Source organism: Streptomyces sp. MK37H (assembly GCF_018035285.1).
Classification (GTDB): domain Bacteria; phylum Actinomycetota; class Actinomycetes; order Streptomycetales; family Streptomycetaceae; genus Streptomyces; species Streptomyces endocoffeicus.
In genome coordinates, this window is the sequence record NZ_JAAAYH010000063.1 from 1 (window position 1) to 18,323 (window position 18,323).

Consider the following 18,323-nt stretch of genomic DNA (forward strand, 5'->3'; position numbering starts at 1 on the left):
GACTACAAGAAAGCCGTCGCCGCGCGGCTCGCCGACACCGCCCGCGAAGCCGGCGCCGCCGACCCTGAGAAGCTCGGCGAGCAGCTCGCGCTGCTCATCGACGGCGCCGCGGCCCGCACCCGGGTCCTCAACGCCGACGCCTTCCCCACCGCCGCCGCCATCGCCGCCGTCCTCATCGACAACGCCATCCCCGCCACAGCCAGCGATGACCGACGACGGGAGGAAGCGCCGAGTTAACGTGGCACATCGCGGCCGGGCTGGACGCGCTACCGGTCACGCGGCCGCACCCGCTGGCACGCGACACCAGCCGCCCGGCACCTGGCCCGGACCTGCTGGCTTTTACGAAACTGGCCGCCCGCCTGCTGAAGGCCGCAGCAGAAGCCGCCGGGGAGACCGGCGCCCCCCCGAGGACCCGCCGACGTGGTCGGCCTGGAATGCCTGGAAGCGGTCCATCGCCTGCCGCTGCACATCGGCCAGCGCGGGCAGTATGCCTCGGCGGTAGAGCGCCTCGGCGCTGGGCGTGGTGATCGTCCCGCCCTTGATCGTCGGGTCCACTTCGGTGAGGCGCTCCAGGGCGGTCACCCGCGCACCTCCGAGCCGGAGCTCGCAGGCCGGCATCAGTCCGACCGGGCCGCCTCCGGCCACCACTACGTCATAGTCCATAGCGCCGACTATGACCGAGGGCCAAAAGGCCAAAAGGGCACCGCGGCGTCAAGGGACCGGCCCCGCGAGGAGAATGGGGCCAGCACCAGCGCAGTTAGCGCTGAGGACGATCAAGGAACGAGGCTCATCGGCTGCTATCGCCGGGAGCGAGCAGGCTCGTGAGCTCGGCGATCGCCTCTGGGGACGGCTTGAAGTGGCGGCGGACGATCGTAGGCTTCTCGTGCCGGGGGCTTCGCCATGAGCATCGGGAGCGACGAGCCCTGCTCGGCGGTCTCGTAGAGCATCCGCCACAGCGTCTTCTCCCGGAGATGGACCTCGCGCCGCGCAGCGGGGACAGGTCCGCGTCGGCGGTGAGCAGGGTGTCCAGGTCGCTCGTCACAGAACGATCTTGGACGACCTACGGGTTCCTGGCGCTCTCGACGTTGGAGATCATCCTGCGCAGCACCTTGAGCGCGGCCACGTACTCCTCGTCGCTGATGCCGTCGTGGACCACAGCACGAAGTTCGGTTACCAGTTCGCGCAGCCGCATCCTGGCGGCTTCTCCTGCGTCGGTGAGGTACAGACGATGTCCGGCGTCGGTCCGCAGCCAGCCGCGGTGAAGCAACTGGGCCACGGCACAGGGGATCTCGTGTTGCCCATCTGTGAGGGGCAACAGATGGGCGGCTATCTCGTCGCGGCTCGGCGCCGCAGGCCAGTACTTGACGCTGTTGAGTACCCAGTACTGAGGCTGCGTGACGTCGATCCCAGCCATGGCGTCACGCAGCTGCCGGGTAACGACCGCGTGAGCCTGACCACTCCAGTAGCCGATGGGCTGGCCGGCCAGCATGTCGTCGGTGGCAGTTGGATCGGCCGGCGCCTGGTCGGTGGTGGTGCCAGTCAGGAAGTCCATGATCACGACGCTACATCCGCGCGCCCAACCTGAACACTGTCGAAGGCCGCATCAACCGCCGTCGCGGTGGCGGGGCGCATTTCCTCTACTCCCATGCACGCCCCGTCACCATTCGGAAGAGCTCGCCTAGGAGCGGGTCCGGCACAGTTCCTGGTCCACGAGTGTGCTCATGGCCTGCTGGGTGTCCTGGCCGCCGTCACTGGTGACGTACACCACGGCGGTCCGGGTCCCGTCCCGGGTGACGCCACCCCAGGTGTGATAGCCGAGCAGTTCGCCCGGGTGACCGAAGTAGCTGCCGCCACAGGAGAGCGGGATCTCGCCCAGACCGAGTCCGTACCTCACGCCCGGCTCGGACGCGGGCCTGGTGGTCGTCATCTCGTCGAGCTGCGCCGGAGCCAGCAGACGGCCGCCGAGCAGTGCGGTGTAGAACCGGTTCAGGTCGCGCGTGGTGCTGATGATCGACCCGGAACCGACGGCCATACTCGGATTGAGCGTCGTGACATCGATGCCGGTGTCGGTGCCGAACGCGGCGTAGCCGCGGGCGTGCGGGCCCAGAATGAACGGGAAGGTGCCGGGCGTACTGGTGTCCCTCAGGCCCAGCGGGCGGATGATCCGGTCGTTCACCTCCTGTGCCCAGCTCCGGCCGGTGACCTCGTGGATGATCATCGCGGCGAGAATGTAGTTGGTGTTGGAGTACGACCAGTCAGTGCCCGGGGGGAAGTGGGGAGGGTGCCGCATCGCCTGCCCCACCAGCTCCTCGGGGGTGTAGGTGCGGAACCGCTCGGCTCGATAGCCGTCCGCGCTGTTCAACGCGGGTATCTCCGGCTCGACGTCGGGGATGCCGCTGGTGTGCTGCAGCAGCTGCCGCACGGTGATCCGGCTGCCGTCGTTGCCGTTGCCCTGGACCACTCCCGGCAGCCACCGCTCGACGGTGTCCTCCAGGGAGATTCGCCCCTCGCCGAGGAGTTGCAGCACGACCGTGGCGGTGAAGGTCTTGGTGGCGCTGCCGATACGGAACCTGCCGTTGTGCGGCATCGGCCTCCCGGTGCCCCTCCCGGCCGTCCCGGCGCCCGCGCTGTGGCGTGCGTGCGGTGACGTCACCTCGGCGAACACACCGACAGCCCCGGTGTCATGGATCGCCTCCACCTGCTGTTGGAGCGGATCGGCCTGCTGGGGCTTCGCCGCCGCCGTCAGCCCGGTCGATACCGCGAGGAGGACCCCGACCAGGCCGGTCAGGACAAGTGCGCCTCGCCGACGCCTTCTCAGCACATGCATGGTGATCCCTCTTCTCCTGAGGTCGCCTGCACGGTCAGGGACCGCTCAGGCCGCGGCCCGCGGCTGTCTCGCCCCCGGAGCCGGTGGTCGACGACCATCCCACCAGCGGAGAGGGGATCGGCCCATCCGGCTGTCCCCCCGACGTGCCGATGCGCTGTCCTCAGGGCAGTGCCTGGGGCTACCCCCCCGCAGGCACGCCGAGGCTTCCCCTGGCCGCTCTGACCAGCGGAGATAGCGAACACGGCCTGGTCGACCGGCTCAGCCAGGACCTCGACGTAGCCACGGAGAACCCCGCACCCATGGCGGAGATCGCCCGCTCCCTCGTCGCCGCGCTCGCCGCCGCGGCGAGCAGGATCCACGCGCACCGTGATTGGCCGATGAGCCCGACCCACGGCCCGGCCACGGTCAACATCGGCACGTTCCACGCGGGCGAGCAGCCCAACTGGTGCCGGACCACGCCGAGATGCGGCTGGACGTGCGCACCGTTCCCGGCTTCGGACGGGACGAGGCGATCGCGGAGATCGCCCGGCTGTGCGGCGACGGCATCGGCCTCGAACCGCTCCTGGACCTGCCCGGCGTCGCCACCGCCCCGTCGGATGCCACGGCCCCGTCGGATGCCACGGCCCCGTCGGCTGCCGCCGCCGCGCGGGAGATCCTGGCCCCCGGCTCCTCAGCCCGCCCGGCCGAATACGCGACCTACTTCACCGACGCCTCAGTGCTGACGGGCCGGCTCGGCGACCCGGCGGTGGTGGTGTACGGACCGGGCGACCCGGATCAGGCCCATGTCACCGATGAATCCTGCTCGTTGGGCGCGATGAACGAGTCCGCGGAGGCGATGCACCGGCTGCTGCGGCGCTTGTAGCCCAACGAGCGCGGTGCCGTCCCGGGCCCGAGTCCGAAGACCGCCTCGACAGGTGCCGTGCGCTATCCATGATCGTTCTCGCCGATAGCCGCTGTAGCGATGTTCCCCGAGGCCGGACACCCTCGTGGCCCCCTCGCTCGACCGCTACGGCCGCAGCCTCCAGGACCTCGTCAACATGGTCGCCGAACTGCGCGAGCGCGGCATCGGCTCAGCTCGCTGAGCTGTCCGACGAAGTCGACGCGCTGCTGGCCGACTTATCCCTGCCTGGTGAGATCTTCGGGGCGATCATCGCGGCGACGCCCTCCTGCAACCAGGGAGGAGTGCCCGGCCCCGTCAGTCGCGCTTCGCTGACGTCCCTGCCCGCAAGCCGTCGACGAGCAGGTCGAGCATCCGCCCGGCCTGCTCGCGGTCTTCGGTCGCGAGGAAGATCCCTACCAGAGTGCTGACGACGTCGTCGGGGCGCACGTCCGCCCGGAGCGTGCCCTCCCGCGCCCCGGCGGCGAGCAGCGCGCCGACGGCGCCGTTGATGTTCGATCGCGCGCGGGCGGAGGCAACCCTGCCCTCTGCGGTGATCGCCTTGAGCGTCTCGGCCATGCCGCGCTTGGTGGCGATGAAGTCGGCGTAGTCGTCCATCCACGTGCGCAGTGCGGTGACGGGCTCGTGCTCAGCGAGCAGCGGCTCCACGCGGGAGCACAGTTGTGCGCGCTCGGCGCGGTAGACCGCTTCGATCAGTGCCTCGCGGGTCGGGTAGTGCCGGTAGAGCGTGCCGATCCCGACGCCGGCCTCGCGGGCGACGGCCTCCAGGGTCGGCGTCTGTCCGGCGGTGAAGGCGGCGCGGGCCACCTCAAGGAGGCGGTCCCGGTTGCGCTGGGCGTCGGCCCGCAGGCGTGGTTCACGGTCGACAGCAGCCATGAAGCGGAGGCGCCTCCGATTGTGATACGTTGCGGAGGTCCCTCCGCTTAGCCGTGAGCCTACCGTTCCGCGGGAGTCCCACCATGACCACCACCCGCACCACTTCGGGCGCACGCCCACACCCCGGCGGGCTCACGTCTCTCGCCGGGCGTCCCGTCGCCCGCATCGGCTACGGCGCGATGCAGCTCGAGCACGGCGACGACGAGCCCGCCCTCCCCGTGCTGCGCCGGGCCGTCGAGCTGGGCGTCGACCACATCGACACCGCCGAGTTCTACGGAGCGGGCCGCGTCAACGCGCGCATCCGAGCCGCCCTGCACCCATACCCCGAGTACCTGGTGCTGGCCAGCAAGGTCGGTGCCACCAGCGACCCGGGCGGCCAATACGGGCTGCGTCCGGCGCAAAGGCCCGCCGAGCTGCGCTCCGAGCTGGAGGCGAACCTGCGCACGCTGGGCGCCGAGCGCCTCGACGTGGTCAACATCTACCCGATGTACCGGACGCAAGGAATCCCCGCCGACCAGCGAGTCGACTTCGATGACCAGCTCGCCGAGCTGATCGCCCTGCGCGACGCCGGGCTGCTCGGCGGAATCGGCCTCAGCCACGTCGACGCCGACCAGTTACGGCACGCCCTGCCGGCCGGCGTCGTCTGCGTGCAGAACGCCTACAGCCTCGTCGACCGTTCGTCCGAGCCCGTGCTCGACCTCTGCCGCGAGCACGGCATCGCCTGGGCGCCGTACTTCCCGCTCGGGTCGGGCTTCCCGGAGCTGCCGAAGGTCGCCGACCAGCCTGCCGTGCGGGAGGTAGCGACGCGGCTGGGCGCAACCCCGTCCCAGGTCGGGCTGGCATGGGTGCTCACCCGGGGGCCGCAGACGCTTCTCATCCCCGGCACACGCAGCATCGACCACCTTGAGGAGAACCTCGCTGTCGGCGACGTCATACTCGACGAGGAGGCGCTTGCCGCGCTGGAGGAATAGCCCGCGCTTCCACCCGGTCGCTGCTGGGAGGTGCCGGCGATCTGCCACCTCCAGCGCCTCGGGGCTGCCTGGCCGATGGCCTTGGTGAAGGCCATCAGCCGGTCACGGCACACGATCTCGGCGCCGGGGTGTTCGCTGAGCCAGGCTGCGATTGTGCTGGTCTCACGATCAGGCAGTACGTCCACCGGCCTGGACGTTTCGATGTCGACAAGGAGCGTTCCATAGGTCCGTCCCCGGCGGGACGCGAACTCGTCGACACCGAGTATCCGCGGTGCCCGGGCCCGCACGGCGGGCGCCGTCAGTTGCCCCAGGACCGCGGTACGTCGGCCATGGATTCGCAATCGGGCGCAGGGACGCTGGCCCGGACGTCCGCCGAGTTCCACCGCGACCGCCCTCATGGCCGACCGCGCGGCTGTTGAGCAACGGCGTCGTGGCTCGGTCAGGCCCGCCACCTGTTCCACGAAGGTCCGACGCCTGCACTGGTCTTGACCGCAGAAGAACCGGCGCACGCGGAGGCGGACGATCATCCTGTGGCCTGCGACGGGCAGCGCGGCTATGTGCCGCCAGTACCGGCTGTGAACTCGCGCGGCGGGGTGCTGACACTGGGGGCATGTACCCGGCGGTCCGCAGCCTGCTGCGTCAATCATCAGGTTGTCATCGGCGACAACGGCCTGCCGCATCACGAGGCGCCGTGGATCGTGAAGGTGTGGCAGAACCGGCGCCTTGAACAGTACGCGGCGGCCTGGGACCCCGGCGGACGGCACAGTCCGAACACGCTGGACTTTGGGCCGCACGTAGATGCCGGGCTTGTTGAGGAGTGCTCCGCCTGCGCGGTGTTCAGAGTTGGGTCTGGCCGCCGTTGACCTCGTAGACGGAGCCGGTGACGAAGGCGGCTTCGTCCGAGAGCAGGAAGCTCACCACGCCTGCGACCTCGTCGACCTGGCCCACGCGGCCTATCGCGGTTTTCGCGGCGATGGAGGCACGGACCTCCGGCGTGAGTGCCAGTGCCGATGGGGCGTCGACCGGACCGGGTGCGACGGCGTTGACGCGGATGCCGCGCTTCGCGTATTCGACCGCAGCAGAGCGGGTGAGTCCGACGATGCCGTGTTTGGAGGCCGAGTATGCGGCCCGCCCGGCGTGGGCCATCACTCCGGCGGTGGAGGCCATGTTGAGGATGGTCCCACCGCCGGCTTCGAGCATGTGGGCGATCTCGGCCTTCATGCTGTGGAAGACGCCGGTCAGGTTGATGGTGATGACGTCGTTCCAGTCGTCGAGAGCGATGTCGTGGACCTCGACCAGGCCGGGCGTGATGCCGGCGTTGTTGAAGGCGAGGTCGAGGGCGCCGTAGGTCGTGACGGTGAAAGCGACGAGCCTCTCGGTGTCGTCGAACGACGTGACGTCTGCGGCGAACGCGGATGCGAGGTGTCCGGCGGCGCGGAGCTCCGCGGCGACGCGTTCGGCGGCCCCTGCGTCACGGTCGGCGACGACGATACGCGCGCCGTCCGCGGCGAGTCGTCTGGCGGCCGCTTCGCCGAGCCCGGATCCGGCGCCGGTGACGAGCCCGACCTTCCCGGTCTTGTCGCGCTTGTCGTGGATGCTGGTGGTCATGCGACGGCCTCCTCGGTGGTGAGCTGGACGAGTGTGAAGACGGCGCCTGCGGGGTCGAGGAAGACCGCGATCGTGCCGATCTCGATCGGCGTCGGCGGCATGAGCTGGGTGCCGCCGTGTTCGGTGGCGCCCGTCGCGGCGGCCTCGATGTCGTCGACGGCGAAGTAGACGTCCCAGTACGCGGGGGTGCAGGCAGGCATGGCGGGCGGCCGTGGCAGGAGCCCGGAGAAAGATCTGCCGTTCGTCTGCCACTCGCGGCGGCCGAGGGGACCACTCGGCTCTGTGAGCCCCCACCCGAAGGCCCCGCGGTAGAACGCCGCGGACGTGTCGACGTCGTCGGTGATCAGTTCACCCCATGCGAGGGTGCCGTGTGCAGCACGCTCGCGGTGCCGTGTGGCAGGCGCGCGGAGTGCGAACCGTGTTCCGTTGGGGTCGCTCACGACCGCGGTTTCGGCGGAGCCGCCGGCGGCCGAGGGCAGGACCGCGCCGTCGGCCCTGGAGACGGCGGTCAGCGCGGTGTCGAGGTCGTCGACGTCGAAGTGGAGGAGCCATCCGGAGGCCCCGTCGGCCGTGGTGAGATCGGCGATGCCGGCAACCGGCGTGCCCGCGGCGGATGCGATCAGTTGACCGTCGGTCTCCGTGATGGCCCAGCCCAGCACGGCCGTGTAGAAGGAAGCGACGGTGTGCGGGTCGGCCGCGGCGAGGCTGGCCCAGCTGGGCCCGACGGCGGCCTGGGACGCGCCGTCAGTCGTGGTCGCGGTCCTAGTCATGGTCATGCTCCGTTCAGCGTGCTGCGGTCCACGTGGGGCTTTCTGCATGGTCACTGGAGAGCACCCCCGCTGATCAGGAGGCTCTGCCCACTGACCCAGGCCGCGAGGCCGGAGGCGAGGTACTCGGCGGCGTCCGCGACGTCGTCGACGGTCCCCATCCGGCGGCCGATGCGCCGGGCTGGGCGACGAACTGCCGGACCGGGTGGTCCGGGTCCGGCTCGGTGAACACGCCCGCGCCCTCGATGGCCGTGGGAAGGATCGTGTTGACGGTGACCCCGCGGTCGGCGACCATGATGTTCGCGCCGAGGCGTGCGTAGCGCAGGGCGATCGCCTTGCCGATGCCTCGGGTGGAGCCCGTGACCACGGCCGTCTTCCCGGTCAGATCACGCATCGGAATCGTTGCCCCTGTCGGCCTGCCGTTCACAGGCTCTGTCCGCCGGAGACCTCGATGCGCTGCGCTGTGACCCACTGGTTCGCGTCCGAGAGAAGTGCCGTCACCGCACCCGCGATGTCGTCGGGTTCGCCCACGCGTCCCAGCGCGACCTGCGAGGTGAGGTAGTTCCGGACCTGTTCGTCGTGCATCATGCCGCCGCCGAAGTCGGTCGCGGTTGCCCCGGGCGCCACGGTGTTCACGCGGATACCGCGGCTGCCGAGTTCCTTGGCCTGGTAGCGGGTGAGGACCTCGACCGCGCCCTTCACGGCACCATAGGCGGAATGCCCCGGGACGGCGAAACGGGTCAGACCGCTGGAAACGTTCACGATCGCGCCGCCGTCGGCAAGCGCCGGCAGCAGGGTCTGCGTCAGGAAGAACACTCCCTTGAGGTGTACGTCCACCAGGTCGTCGAAATCCTTCTCGGTCGTCTCGGCGAACGGGGCGGTCAGGTCGGTGCCGGCGTTGTTGACGAGGAAGTCGAACGTGGTCCTGCCCCAGCGCGCCTGGAGTTCGGCGCCGAGCTGCTCGGCGAAGTCCGCGAAGGTGTTCACGACACTGGTGTCGAGCCGCAGCGCGACGGAGGAACGTCCCAGATCCGTGACAGCGGACACAACCTCCTCGGCCTCGGCCCGGTTGCTTCGATAGGTCACCACGGCATCGACACCTGTCCGGGCGAGATGCAGCGCGTATGCGCGTCCGAGACCTCGGTTGGCTCCGGTGATGACGGCGATCTTCTGGGTGGTGCTCACGATGACTCCTTGGTCGCTGGTCGCTCTGGAGGGGTTCGAGGTGCTGTTGTCGAACCCGATGACCAGTTGACGCGCGATCCGAGAAGCCATCCAGTGCCTGCTTATCCACTGCCCGGCGGTCCCAGGTTGAGGGCTCAGCCTGGGATTGGCAGACAGTGGATAGCCGTACCCGCGTGAGGCACAGTGTTGATATGGATCAGAGCGGCCTGGCGACATTTCTCCGTAGGCGTCGCGAGGCGCTGCAACCCGACGATGTCGGCGTTCCTCCGGGGCAGCGTCGACGCACGCCGGGGCTACGACGCGAAGAAGTGGCCGCGCTGTGCGGAATGTCGACGGACTACTACAGCCGTCTCGAACGCGGCCGCGGACCACAGCCCTCGGAGCAGATGATCACCGCGATCGCCCGAGGACTCCGGCTCACCCTTGACGAACGCGACCACCTCTTCGTCCTCGCCGGCCACAACGCACCGGCCCGCACCACACACGACGACCACGTCAACGCCGGCATGATGCGCATCCTCGACCGGCTTGAGGACACCCCCGCGCAGGTCGTCACCGCCACCGGCGAGACGATCGTGCAGACCCCGCTGGCAGTAGCCCTGCTCGGCGACCAGACACGATTCACCGGGCTCGCGCGAAGCATCATCTACCGCTGGTTCACCGACTCGAACGAACGTACGAATTACGCGCCGGACGACCACCCGACGCACAGCCGCGTCTACGTGGCCCAGCTCCGCACGATCGCCTCCCGCGAAGGCCGCGGCTCACACGCCGCCGCGCTCGCCGACCGTCTGTGCGTGGAGAGCTCCGAGTTCGCGGAGCTGTGGGCCCAGCACGAAGTCGGCATCTCCTACACCAACCGCAAAAGAATCCTGCACCCGCAGGTCGGAATGATCTCCCTGTACTGCCAGACACTCGTCGACCCGGACCAGGCCCAATCGCTGCTGGTGTTCACGGCGATCCCCGGCACGGAAGACCACGACAAGCTCCGACTGCTCTCGGTCATCGGAAGCCAGCGGCTCGACGCGTCTACCACGGCGGCCTCCGACTGAGGACCAGGTGTCCCCAGCCACTCCCAGCACAGAGCGGCCAGCTGAGGGGGACGTGACCGCGGTTCCGTGCAACGCCGGCTTGATGCAATACGGCCGATCGTGCATCGGCCGTAGCCGTCACGGAAGCGCGGTCAGAACCGCGACAGCTCCAGGAACCCGTTGGCGCGGTCCGGCTGCGTCAGGCGCTGTACCCGCCCCCGAAGCCGCCGCGGCCGCGTCGCCGCTCACGGCAGTACTCCGGCGGCCGCCCGAACCGCTGGCGGCCCGTGCGCCCTCACCGGCGCCGCCGGGGACGCATCCCGGCGATGCGGTGCGCATCCCACCCGACGACGCACCGCATCATGCGCGCCACGATGCTCCGCGCTCGCACGCACCGGATCGCACCATCCGGCTCGGGCCCCGCCCCTTGACCAGGTTGAGCCGAGCACACGTTTCCCCTTGACCACGTTCGCTGTCCGGCGCGTTTTCCCTTGACCACGGCCGCCCAACAGACCGCGGACAAGGGGGACTGTGCTACTGGCGCCGTCCTCGCATCGATGCATCGGACTGCGCAGCGCGGCGCGGCCAACGAGCATCGGCCAACACGGGTGCGCACCGACCTGTGCCCCCGCCCGGCCGTGCGGCCGAGCACTGCGCATTGCCTTGGAAGGATGCGCACCGCACTGCGCGGTCCGATGGTGCGGAGCAAGTGCGGGTCCGGCTTGGGACGCGCGCGGCTTCGCGGCGGCGGACTCGGAGGCGGCTTGCAGCGTGTCCTGTGTGGTGAGGCGGCGGTGGCGGTTGCGCGGTGGTCGGCTTCGGTGATGCACAGGGCAATCGGCATGAGTTCGAGTCCAACCTTCCGGAGTCGAGGGCCTGCCCGTGAGCAGTCGGGCCCCTGTGCTTTACCTCCCCGGCGCCCCGAAGAGCGCACGGCGGCGCCGCGGGAGCGGTTCCTCCGCGGCGTGACCCGGGTACTCCGGCGTGGTGGTCGCCTGGAGGCCGGGGCGGAGGTGTCGCTGGCCCCCTTCGGGGTCCTGGGGCTGGCCCCCCTGCGGCCGGGGTGCTGACGCCATGGCGCCGCATAGCCCCCGGTCCGTACGTTTAAGCAGGTCAGAGCGTTGCTGACCGATTCAGGACCGGAGTCCTCCATGTCTCAGACCACCGCGCCGTCTGTGTCCATCGCACCCGTCGGCGCCACCGCGCGGCAGGGGAGTGAGTTCACTCCCCTGCTGCGGAAGGTCAGGGGACAGGGGCTGCTGGAGCGTCGCAAGGGCTGGTACGCGCGGATGATCAGCGTGAACCTCCTCGCCCTGGCCGCCGTGGTGACAGGGTTCGTCCTCGCCGGGGACACCTGGTGGACGCTGCTGCTCGCCGCGCCGCTCGCCGTCCTGTCCGCCCGCACCGCCTACGTCGGCCACGACGCCGGGCACGCCCAGATCGCCGTCGGCCGCCGGGCGAACCGCGCCATCGGACTCCTCCACGGCAATCTGCTCCTGGGCATGAGCTACGCGTGGTGGAACGACAAGCACAACCGGCACCACGCCAACCCCAACCACATCGAGAAGGACCCGGACGTCGGCGCCGGCGCACTCGTGTGGACCGCGGAGCAGGCCGCCGTGCGCCGCGGATTCGCCCGCTGGGTCACCCGCCGCCAGGCCTGGCTGTTCTTCCCGATGCTGCTGCTCGAAGGCATCGCCCTGAAGGTGAGCAGTGTCCAGGACCTGCGGCGGCAGCCGGTGCGCGAGCGGGCCGTCGAGGGCGCGCTGCTGGCGCTGCACGCGGCCGGTTACTGCGCCCTGTTGCTCACCTGCCTGCCGGTGGGCAAGGCCGTCGCGTTCGCAACTCTCCATCAGGCGCTCTTCGGGCTCCACCTGGGAATGGCCTTCGCGCCCAACCACAAGGGCATGGACATGCCCGACCCGGCGGGCGAGCGCTGGGGCCATCTGCGCCGCCAGGTCCTGACCTCGCGGAACGTCCGAGGCGGGCCGGTCACGGACTGGCTCCTCGGTGGGCTGAACTACCAGATCGAGCACCACCTCTTCCCGAACATGCCCAGGCCCCATCTCAGGCTCGTACAGCCTCTGGTGCGGGAACACTGCCGCAACCTCCGGCTCCCGTACGCCGAGACCGGGCTGCTCGACTCGTACCGGCAAGGGCTGCGGCACATGCACACGGTCGGCGGTGCGGCCCGGCCCGAATGAGAACACCGTCGGCTGCGGGGCCACCGGACAGGTCCGGGCTGACGTCCGCCGGCCTCGCCGTGCGGTGGCTGATCCGCCCCGGTGCGCGTCTTTCGGTACGGGGCCGATCCTGCGCCCCGTACGCCGACGGCGCGCCGTTCGCCGGCACCCGGCGCCGAACCGGCCGGGTTGGGCGCGTCCTCGACTGTAGGCCCGCAAAATTAGGCCAAGGCGCCGCGTGTCCAGGGAGTGCTTGGCGTCGCGGGGCGCGGACGCTCGGGGCTGACCCGCTGGAGTGGTCCGCCGCCCGCTGAGGGGCGGCGGGCCATCCGCGCTACTTTTGGAGGGCGTATGCGAGGGCTTCGTCGAGCAGTTCCCGCAGGGCCGAGGAGGTCGGTGCGATGGCGGTGGCGAGCAGTGCCGGGCCGCCGGCCAGCGGTGTGAGGACGGCGCACCCGTCCCGGGAGCCCTCGCGGAGGAGGACGGGGCTGCGGTGAATGCCCATGTCGGGGTCGACGAGCAGGAGTTGGCCGACGGCGCGGTGTCCGTGCAGGACGGCCGGGCCGTCCCAGCCGGGCTCTGGGTCCCCGTATGCCGTCTGCTGGTCGAGCAGTGGTCTTCCGGCACGGTGGACCAAGAGCCGGCTGATGAGGTGGCCCGGATGCTCGTTGGCCCGGCCCAGGAGCTGCTCCTCTCGCAGCAACAGCCGTGCGGTGGCGGCGAGTTCGACGGTGTAAGTCTGCCGGAGGTTGCTGCCGGCGGCGCTGATCAGCGGCTGGGGCAGCCAGTGCAGGCTCGTGTGTTCCCCGGCGGTGAGCCGTACGTCGTAGGTGGCCGGGGCGGTGGTGGGGCCGCGCAGGGCGAGTGTGGCGGCGGCCGTCGTGACCTCCAGTACGGCCCGGTCCCCGGCGGTGACGTCGATGGTGAGCCGGTCGCCGCCGAGTGGGGCGCTCATCGCACCGATGATCCCCACCTTGGCGGTGTTCCCGTCGGTGCGCATGCGTCGGAGGTGGAACGGGCCGTCACTGCGTAGCTGCGGAAGCGTGGTGACGCGTCCGTTGTACGTGGCGTGGATGCGGGCTGCGGCACGCACCCCGTCCGGGTGCCCGGCGGGCTCCTCGGCCCGGGAGAGGGCTCCGGCCAACCCTGCCCGGTCCGCGGCGAGTTGCGCGGCGAGGTTCATACGGCCGCCTTGGCGCGCCACTCGGCGAGGTGTGCGGTGACCCAGTCGGCGATCTCGCGGATGCCGTCGTCCAAGGTGAGGCTGGTGAAGATGACGGGAAGGTCGCCGCGTTGCCGTTTGGCGTCGGCGGCCATGGTGGCGAGATCGGCGCCTACGTGCGGGGCGAGGTCGGTTTTGTTGACGACGAGGAGGTCGGCGGTGGTGATGCCGGGGCCGCCCTTACGGGGGATGTCGTCGCCGCTGGAGACGTCGATGACGAAGATCTGCACGTCGACGAGGCCCTTGGAGAAGGTTGCGGTGAGGTTGTCGCCGCCGGACTCGACGAGCACGAGGTCGAGGGGGTGGAGGGTCTCCTCCAGGTGTTCGACGGCCTCGAGGTTGGCTGAGATGTCGTCGCGGATCGCGGTGTGCGGGCACGCGCCGGTCTCCACCGCGGTGATCCGTTCGGGCGGCAGCACGGCCTCGCGCAGCAGGTACTCGGCGTCCTCGCGGGTGTAGATGTCGTTGGTGACGACGGCGATGGACCAGCGGTCGCGCAGGGTGCGGCAGAGCGCGGCGACGCCGGCTGTCTTGCCGGAGCCGACGGGCCCGCCCAGACCGACACGGAGAGCTCGGCGGTTGCCGTCGGCGCGGAGCGGCTCGGCGCTGTGGGTGTGGCGCTGCGGCATGGTCACGGGGTGGTCGAGGTGCACGAAGAACTCCAGGTGGGAAGGGCAGGCTTCAGGAGGCGAAGAGCCGGACGGTCCAGGCGGCGTGCTGTTCACCGGTGATGTCCAGCAGCGGAGAGGACGCCGACGGCAGGGCGTCGATGCCCTCGGCCGTGACGCGGTCCGCGGCCTGGGCGGCAGCTGTGGCGACGGCGTCGGTATCGGAGCTGAGGCGGGCCAGCAGCCCCGAGGCGTCGAGCGGGTCGAGGCTCAACAGACGCACTGCCGCGGTGGCCGGGCCGCCGGCGTTCTCGTACGCGGCGGCATAGGCGGCGTCCAGCGGGGTGAGCCCGGCGGCCCGGGCGGCGAGGCCCAGCACGAGCGGCTGGTGGGCGCCTTGGGGACGTTCGGCGGCCAGCCGTTCCAGGTCCTCGGACGGGAAGGTGGCACGGGCCGCGCGCATCATCTGCCGGCCGAGCCGACGGGCGACGGCGCGCAGCGCGGGGACGGGGGGTGCGTGCGTCAGCGGCGTCGTCCAGGAGCAGCGGGTCGACTCCGGCGGCGGCCGCGGCGGCCAGGCCGGCCATGGTCAGGCCGGTGGTGTGCAGACGGCCGCGGCAGAATGCCTCCAGGCTGTCGGTGTCGTGTACGGCTCCGTGGGCGACAGCGGCTTCGACGCCCCCTGAGTGGGCGTGCCCTCCGGCGGGGAAGCGGCCGTCGGCCAGCAGGAGCAGGGCTGCACGGCTCATGGGTGAGCGGCTGCCTTTCGTAGGGTCGGAAGTCGTGCCGAGCGCGGGCGGGCATGGCCTGCCCGCCCGAGGGCCCGGCCGCAGTGCTGTTGCTCAGACGGCCGGGCAGGTGGCGGTTCAGAAGAGGAAGTACCGCTGTGCCAGGGGTACTTCGTTGACGTAGGAGCGCGGCACGGTCGCACCATTGAGTTCGGTGCGGGCGTCGGTCGTGGTCGCACCGCCGATGGTGACCTCGAAGCTGTTGTGGTCGACTTCGAGGCTCGTCAGCGCACTGCCGTCGTTCAGTTTCATGTCGGCCTTCATGACCTGCCGGGTGCTTGTGATGTCCACGAACTCCTTGTCGAGACCGAGACCCGGAATACCGCTGGTGGCGTCTCCGTTCAGTTTGCCGGCCACCCCCGGAGCCACGAAGTTCACCGAGTTGCGTCCCGGGGAGCGGCCGGTGGAGCCCCAGACCGGGCGCGGCAGGTAGGGCTGCGGCGTTGTGATCGACGCGTTGGCGTCGCCGACCTGCGCGTACGCGAGCTGGCCGCCCTTGAGGAGCATATGCGGTTTGACGCCGAAGAACTTCGGCTCCCACAGCACCAGGTCGGCGAGCTTCCCGCTCTGCACGGAGCCGACGTGACCGTCGATGCCGTGCGTGATCGCCGGGTTGATCGTGTACTTGGCGACGTACCGGCGCGCCCGGAAGTTGTCGTTCGGCTGCGACTGCTGGTCGTTGAAGGAGTGGTTTGTGTCGTCGGTGATCGTGCGGACCCTCGCGGTTTCGAGGTCCTCCTTCAGTGCCCCGTAGCGGCACTTCATGACGTGCGCGGTCTGCCAGCTACGCATGATCATCTCGCCGATGCGGCCCATTGCCTGGGCGTCGGAGGACATCATCGAGATGGCGCCCATGTCGTGGAGGAGGTCCTCCGCGGCCATGGTGGACGGCCGGATCCGGGAGTCGGCGAAGGCCATATCTGCCGGAATCTGCGGGTTGAGGTGATGGCACACGATCATCATGTCGACGTGCTCCTTGACGGTGTTGACCGTCAGGGGACGCGTCGGGTTGGTCGAGGCCGGGAGCACATTCGGTTCCTTGACCAGCTCGATCATGTCCGGCGCGTGACCGCCGCCGGCACCCTCGACATGGAAGATGTGGATGGAGCGTGCCTTCTTCTTCGTGAACTTCCCCCCTGCGTCCCTGCCGTCGCCCGTGAAGGCTGCCCGTGTGCTCTCCAGGAACCCCGACTCGTTCAGTGAGTCGGCGTGCAGAGCAAGCTGGACACCGCGCTCCTCACAGATGTCCAGGGCCCGGTCGATCACGGCGGGCGTGGCGCCCCAGTCCTCGTGAATCTTGAAGCCACAGACACCGGCGTCAACCTGCGCGTTGAGCTCGTGCTCGTTCATCGTGCTGCCCTTGCCGAGCAGGCCGATGTTGACCGGGAACTCGTCCAGCGCCTCGAAGAGCCGCCTGATGTGCCATGCGCCCGGGGTCACGGTGGTGGCCGTACTGCCCTCGGCCGGTCCCGTGCCACCGCCGATCAGGGTGGTCACACCCGAGGCCAGAGCCTCGTGGATCTCCCCGGGGCAGATGAAGTGGACATGGGTGTCTACGCCACCCGCGGTGAGGATCCGCCCGTTGCCGGAGATGACCTCGGTGCTGGGCCCGACCACGAAACTTACCGGCGTCACCGGAACCGGCACCGTATTGCCCTTGGTCGTACGGTTCGGCATCTCGAACCTGTTGCTCGGGATGGGGTCCATCGTCTCGGGGTTGTACGCCTTGCCGATGGCCGCGATCCTGCCGTCGCGGATGCCGATGTCGGCCTTGACCACGCCCCACCAGTCGAGGATCAGCGCGCCCGTGATGACGGTGTCCACGGGCCTGTGGTCCGTGGCGTCGCCTTCGCCGTTCCTCCCGTCCCTGGCGAGGTGCGACATTCCCATCGACTCGCGGATCACCTTGCCGCCGCCGAAGACCATCTCATTGCCGCTGTACGAAGGGCCGCCGCTCCAGTCGGCCTCGATCTCCAGCGTGAGGTCGGTGTCGGCGAGCCGGACCCGGTCCCGCGTGGTCGGCCCGTACAGCGCGGTGTAATCCGCCCGCGTCAGCTCATTGCTCGGCTTCGGCCGGCCCTTCACAGGCTTCGGCGCCTGGCCGCGGCCTTGTCCCTGCGGGTTATTCATCGGACGACTCCTTCGCGCAGTCCCCGGATCTTGGTCAGGTCGCTGGTGTTGCTGCCGCCGGCCGTGACATCACCCTGGATCTGCACCAGTTCCACACAGCGCTCGTCGCCCGGTTCGAAGCGCACCGCCGTGCCCGCGGCGATGTTGAGCCGCCGGCCCTTCGCCGCATCGCAGTCGCAGAGACTGCGGTCGTGGGGGACTGTCTGACCGGCGGGGACCTCGATGCTGACGACCTTGAGCCCCGGGTTGACCTCGGCGAAGTGATAGTGGGAGGCAACCTGAATGGGACGGTCCGACTCGTTCTTCACCTTGATCTTCGTCTTGCCCGGCCCCGGCAAGGTGGTGGCGTCCCTCTGCAGGCTGACGCCCTGCGTGTCCCCGTCGAGGTGCACGTTGAAGTAGATCGCGTCGTACCGGGAGACCGTGTCGTCGTACTCGTCACGGCTTACGGACGAGTTGCCACTGTCGTCGCAGTCGACCGGGGAGTCTGGCTTGCGGGGCGGCTGGGGGTGCTCGACCTTGCCCGGGTAGACCTCGGGCTCCTCCGGGGCCTCCGGAATGGGGCCGTCGATGGTGACCAGCTTGGTGCCGTCCGGAAAGGTGGCCTCCACCTGGACGTTCTTAATCATCTCCGGGACGCCGTCCATCACCTCATCACGGGTGAACAGCTGCCGACCCGAGTCCATGATGTCGCTGACCGTCTTGCCGTCGCGCGCCGCCTCGAAGACGTGGACCGTCAGCAGGGCCATCACTTCTGGATAGTTCAGGCGCAGCCCACGATCGCGCCGCCGCTGTGCAACGTCGGCCGCGACATGGATCAGCAGACGCTCCTGCTCATGCGGAGTCAAATGCACGATAAGCCATTTCTCTTGGGCGGACAGTGCATGCGGCCAGGCATGCCGGAGATCACGAACACGTTCCCCCAGGACGGCAACCGGGCGCTCTTCGAGCATCAGCGGCCAAGATCAGCGAGATGGCCAAATCACGGATGAACCACACCATCTGATGAATCCGCGATGCGGAATACGCAGGCGCTACCCCGCCGGGCAAGAGATAGCGGGGCAGAAATGTCACTGGCACCGGCCCCTGGCCCGGCCCGGCCCGATCAGCGAGGACCTGAAGAATGCGCTGGTAGTCCCCTGACAGCGCCGTCCAGGCAAGCCCCTCATGCCGCACCGGCACCGGTGACTTAGGCCTCGCCGGCGGCGTCGTTCCGGCCTGCCCCTCGG

General features: G+C 69.8%; 17 protein-coding genes and 4 pseudogenes. 6 read left to right on the forward strand and 15 right to left on the reverse strand.

Features of this window, described 5'->3' with window-relative positions; translation table 11 throughout:
• Nucleotides 1-237: pseudogene (locus GWI24_RS12155) on the forward strand (TetR family transcriptional regulator); the annotation flags it as partial.
• 102 nt (nucleotides 238-339) lie between these two features.
• On the opposite strand, the gene GWI24_RS12160 reads toward GWI24_RS12155, so the two are convergent.
• The 3 genes from GWI24_RS12160 to GWI24_RS12170 form a co-directional block, all read right to left on the reverse strand.
• Entirely contained in the window at nucleotides 340-663 is a 324-nt protein-coding gene (locus tag GWI24_RS12160) for an FAD-dependent monooxygenase (protein ID WP_374103297.1), read from the reverse strand.
• A gap of 397 nt (nucleotides 664-1,060) precedes the next feature.
• Nucleotides 1,061-1,552 carry a MarR family winged helix-turn-helix transcriptional regulator gene (locus GWI24_RS12165; RefSeq protein WP_210945964.1) on the reverse strand — a complete coding sequence of 164 codons (492 nt, stop codon included), beginning with the start codon at nucleotides 1,550-1,552 and terminating at the stop codon, nucleotides 1,061-1,063.
• A gap of 126 nt (nucleotides 1,553-1,678) precedes the next feature.
• Nucleotides 1,679-2,827, reverse strand: a complete 1,149-nt coding sequence (locus GWI24_RS12170) for a serine hydrolase (RefSeq protein WP_210945965.1) — start codon at nucleotides 2,825-2,827, stop codon at nucleotides 1,679-1,681.
• 445 nt (nucleotides 2,828-3,272) lie between these two features.
• Here GWI24_RS12170 and GWI24_RS12175 point away from each other — a divergent pair, with 445 nt between their 5' ends.
• A complete protein-coding gene (locus GWI24_RS12175) occupies nucleotides 3,273-3,689 on the forward strand; it encodes a M20/M25/M40 family metallo-hydrolase (protein ID WP_210945966.1) in 417 nt (138 codons plus the stop codon).
• A 124-nt stretch (nucleotides 3,690-3,813) separates the two neighbouring features.
• Complete coding sequence (locus GWI24_RS12180) at nucleotides 3,814-3,909, forward strand: hypothetical protein (RefSeq protein WP_374103298.1); 96 nt, start codon at nucleotides 3,814-3,816, stop codon at nucleotides 3,907-3,909.
• A gap of 113 nt (nucleotides 3,910-4,022) precedes the next feature.
• Here GWI24_RS12180 and GWI24_RS12185 read toward each other — a convergent pair whose 3' ends face one another.
• Nucleotides 4,023-4,601, reverse strand: a complete 579-nt coding sequence (locus tag GWI24_RS12185) for a TetR/AcrR family transcriptional regulator (protein ID WP_210945967.1) — start codon at nucleotides 4,599-4,601, stop codon at nucleotides 4,023-4,025.
• Nucleotides 4,602-4,684: 83 nt separating this feature from the next.
• On the opposite strand from GWI24_RS12185, the gene GWI24_RS12190 reads away from it, so the two are divergent.
• Nucleotides 4,685-5,572: an aldo/keto reductase gene (locus tag GWI24_RS12190; RefSeq protein ID WP_210945968.1), complete on the forward strand. Its 888-nt coding sequence runs from the start codon at nucleotides 4,685-4,687 to the stop codon at nucleotides 5,570-5,572.
• A gap of 68 nt (nucleotides 5,573-5,640) precedes the next feature.
• Here GWI24_RS12190 and GWI24_RS46815 read toward each other — a convergent pair.
• The 5 genes and pseudogenes from GWI24_RS46815 to GWI24_RS12215 all read right to left on the reverse strand — a co-directional run.
• Nucleotides 5,641-6,252, reverse strand: a pseudogene (locus GWI24_RS46815) (transposase family protein); the annotation flags it as partial.
• A 157-nt stretch (nucleotides 6,253-6,409) separates the two neighbouring features.
• Nucleotides 6,410-7,180: an SDR family NAD(P)-dependent oxidoreductase gene (locus tag GWI24_RS12200; protein WP_210945969.1), complete on the reverse strand. Its 771-nt coding sequence runs from the start codon at nucleotides 7,178-7,180 to the stop codon at nucleotides 6,410-6,412.
• Nucleotides 7,177-7,950, reverse strand: coding sequence for a VOC family protein (locus GWI24_RS12205; protein WP_210945970.1), 774 nt, complete (start codon nucleotides 7,948-7,950; stop codon nucleotides 7,177-7,179). Before GWI24_RS12205 ends, GWI24_RS12200 begins: the two co-directional genes overlap by 4 nt.
• Nucleotides 7,951-8,023: 73 nt before the next feature.
• Nucleotides 8,024-8,341: an SDR family NAD(P)-dependent oxidoreductase gene (locus GWI24_RS12210; RefSeq protein WP_210945971.1), complete on the reverse strand. Its 318-nt coding sequence runs from the start codon at nucleotides 8,339-8,341 to the stop codon at nucleotides 8,024-8,026.
• Nucleotides 8,342-8,370: 29 nt separating this feature from the next.
• On the reverse strand, nucleotides 8,371-9,132 hold the full coding sequence (locus GWI24_RS12215; protein ID WP_308343622.1) for an SDR family oxidoreductase: 762 nt from the start codon (nucleotides 9,130-9,132) through the stop codon (nucleotides 8,371-8,373).
• Between the two features lie 191 nt (nucleotides 9,133-9,323).
• Here GWI24_RS12215 and GWI24_RS12220 point away from each other — a divergent pair, with 191 nt between their 5' ends.
• Both GWI24_RS12220 and GWI24_RS12225 read left to right on the forward strand, forming a co-directional pair.
• Nucleotides 9,324-10,184 carry a helix-turn-helix transcriptional regulator gene (locus tag GWI24_RS12220; RefSeq protein ID WP_210945973.1) on the forward strand — a complete coding sequence of 287 codons (861 nt, stop codon included), beginning with the start codon at nucleotides 9,324-9,326 and terminating at the stop codon, nucleotides 10,182-10,184.
• Between the two features lie 1,130 nt (nucleotides 10,185-11,314).
• Nucleotides 11,315-12,367 carry an acyl-CoA desaturase gene (locus GWI24_RS12225; protein ID WP_210945974.1) on the forward strand — a complete coding sequence of 351 codons (1,053 nt, stop codon included), beginning with the start codon at nucleotides 11,315-11,317 and terminating at the stop codon, nucleotides 12,365-12,367.
• Nucleotides 12,368-12,680: 313 nt separating this feature from the next.
• Here the strand turns inward: GWI24_RS12225 and GWI24_RS12230 are convergent, their stop codons facing one another.
• The 6 genes and pseudogenes from GWI24_RS12230 to GWI24_RS45115 all read right to left on the reverse strand — a co-directional run.
• Entirely contained in the window at nucleotides 12,681-13,529 is an 849-nt protein-coding gene (locus GWI24_RS12230; protein ID WP_210945975.1) for an urease accessory protein UreD, read from the reverse strand.
• Nucleotides 13,526-14,221 carry an urease accessory protein UreG gene (gene ureG, locus GWI24_RS12235; protein ID WP_210945976.1) on the reverse strand — a complete coding sequence of 232 codons (696 nt, stop codon included), beginning with the start codon at nucleotides 14,219-14,221 and terminating at the stop codon, nucleotides 13,526-13,528. Before ureG ends, GWI24_RS12230 begins: the two co-directional genes overlap by 4 nt.
• A gap of 28 nt (nucleotides 14,222-14,249) precedes the next feature.
• Nucleotides 14,250-14,925, reverse strand: a pseudogene (locus GWI24_RS12240) (urease accessory protein UreF).
• Between the two features lie 117 nt (nucleotides 14,926-15,042).
• Nucleotides 15,043-17,094 carry an urease subunit alpha gene (locus GWI24_RS12245; protein ID WP_210945977.1) on the reverse strand — a complete coding sequence of 684 codons (2,052 nt, stop codon included), beginning with the start codon at nucleotides 17,092-17,094 and terminating at the stop codon, nucleotides 15,043-15,045.
• Entirely contained in the window at nucleotides 17,091-17,486 is a 396-nt protein-coding gene (locus tag GWI24_RS45110) for an urease subunit beta (RefSeq protein ID WP_308343625.1), read from the reverse strand. Before GWI24_RS45110 ends, GWI24_RS12245 begins: the two co-directional genes overlap by 4 nt.
• A 165-nt stretch (nucleotides 17,487-17,651) precedes the next feature.
• Nucleotides 17,652-17,948 (reverse strand): annotated as a pseudogene (locus tag GWI24_RS45115) (urease subunit gamma); the annotation flags it as partial.
• Between the last annotated feature and the right edge of the window lie 375 nt (nucleotides 17,949-18,323).